Source organism: Nonomuraea lactucae (assembly GCF_003313395.1).
GTDB classification, from domain to species: domain Bacteria; phylum Actinomycetota; class Actinomycetes; order Streptosporangiales; family Streptosporangiaceae; genus Nonomuraea; species Nonomuraea lactucae.
Window position 1 is genome coordinate 1 of the sequence record NZ_QNFZ01000465.1, and the last position, 1204, is coordinate 1204.

Consider the following 1204-nt stretch of genomic DNA (forward strand, 5'->3'; position numbering starts at 1 on the left):
CACCGGCGCCCGTCAGGCGGCGCCCGTCAGGCGGCGCCGGGTGCCAGCGCCTCCAGGGCCTCCTCGGCGCGCCGCATGGCCCCCTTGGCATCCGAGGTGACGATCTCGGTGTCGAAGTTGAGGTCGTGGAAGACCTCCGTCACGCCCCGTCCGGCGAGCACGTCCACGTCGCGCCGGATGTCGTCGAACGTGCCCGTCATCGACGGCCTCCCCTCGCCCCCGCCCGCCCCATTGGCTGCCCCGCCGGTCCGGACCCTTGTGACGGCGCGGCAGACGAACCGGAGCGCCTCGGGATCGCGGCCCGCCTCCCTGGCCGCCGCCTTGACCACCTCGACGCGCGGCCCGATGCCCGCCAGGTCCTCCCTGCTGGAGCTCACCCAGCCGTCCCCGATTTGCCCCGCCCGGCGCAGGGCCGGCTCCGCGCCGCCCCCCAGCAGGATCGGCGGGACGGGCCGCGGCCGTGGATCCAGGTGGGAGGGCGGCACCCGGAAGAACTCGCCGCGATGCTCGACCACGTCGTCCGTCCACGCCTTGCGCAGCACCTCGACGAACTCCTCCGCCCTGCGCCCGCGCCGCTCGAACCCCACACCCGCCGCCTCGAACTCCTCCCGCAGCCAGCCCAGCCCCACCCCGGCCGTCAGCCTGCCACCGGAGACGATCTGCAGCGAGGCCAGCTGCTTGGCCAGCACCACGGGCTGGACGAACGCGTTGATCACCGCCACGCCGAGCCGGATCTCACCCGTCACCCCGGCCAGGTAGGACAGCGTGACCACGGGGTCGAGGACGCTGCGGTAAGTCGGCCCCATCGGATGGCCCACCGGGTAGAGCACCCGCTGGAACGTCCACAGCTCGTCGTAGCCCAGCTCCTCCGCCCGGGTGGCGACGCGGCGGATGTTTTCGGGCGTGGCCCAGGGGCCCGACTGCGGCACGGCGAAACCCACTCTCATACCCCTAGTCTGTACGAGTGGATCTGGAGGCGGAACTCTCCGGCATCGCCGGCGTGTACGGCGGCACGGGCGCGCCCGCGCTCCACCCCACGCGCACCGACGTGGTGGTGCTGCGGCGGGGCGAGGTCGTGGTCAAGGCCCACTCTCTGCGCGACGACCCCGCGGAGCTGCGCCCCCGGGTGCGCGCCGCCGCGTCCGCCGCGCTCAGCGGCGTGATGCTCGCCCCGCTGCACCCCGAGGTGCTGGAGGCGGCCGGC

Annotated in this window: 1 protein-coding gene and 1 pseudogene; one reads left to right on the top strand and one right to left on the bottom strand. The window is 74.6% G+C overall.

Annotated elements, in window-relative coordinates; genetic code table 11:
* Positions 1-26: 26 nt before the first annotated feature.
* The gene (locus DQW85_RS22690) at positions 27-947 is read right to left on the bottom strand and encodes a TIGR03619 family F420-dependent LLM class oxidoreductase (protein WP_113702172.1); all 921 of its coding nucleotides are present in this window, start codon (positions 945-947) and stop codon (positions 27-29) included.
* Positions 948-964: 17 nt separating this feature from the next.
* Here DQW85_RS22690 and DQW85_RS22695 point away from each other — a divergent pair.
* Positions 965-1204: pseudogene (locus DQW85_RS22695) on the top strand (aminoglycoside phosphotransferase family protein); the annotation flags it as partial.